Source organism: Vibrio sp. 1402 (genome assembly GCF_033340275.1).
The window spans coordinates 1-539 of sequence record NZ_JAWOWE010000624.1; the positions used below are offsets into that span (position 1 = coordinate 1).

At 48.8% G+C, this 539-nt stretch carries 1 protein-coding gene; it reads left to right on the top strand.

The features are described from left to right. Window positions 1–539 (top strand): aldehyde dehydrogenase family protein (locus R7044_RS27605; RefSeq protein ID WP_225456282.1); only part of this gene is annotated, 539 nt, incomplete at both ends.

Consider the following 539-nt stretch of genomic DNA (forward strand, 5'->3'; position numbering starts at 1 on the left):
GCGACGGCGTCAACTGCTCAAAAGAACCAAGCTCTAGCGATCATCGCAGATGAGCTAGAAGCAAACTCAGCTGCGATTTTGGGAGCAAACGCAAAAGACATCGAACTTGGTCGCGAAGCTGGTCTGACCGATGCGCTGCTAGACCGTCTACTGTTGAATGAAGAACGCTTAACGGGCATTGCAAATGATGTTCGCAATGTGATCAGCCTAAACGATCCTGTGGGCAGCGAAATCGACAGTAAAGTGCTAGAAAACGGCATGTCTCTCTCTCGCCGCCGTGTACCACTTGGTGTTGTGGGTGTGATTTATGAAGCGCGTCCAAATGTGACCATCGACATTGCCGCACTGTGCCTGAAAACGGGTAATGCCAGCATCCTACGCGGTGGTAAAGAGACGTTTTTCTCTAACATGGAACTTGTGAAAGTTATCCAATCAGCCCTTGCAAAAGCAAACTTGCCAGCCGCTTCAGTACAGTACATTGAAAAGCCAGATCGCGAGCTGGTTTCTCAACTGCTTAAACTGGATGACTACGTTGATAT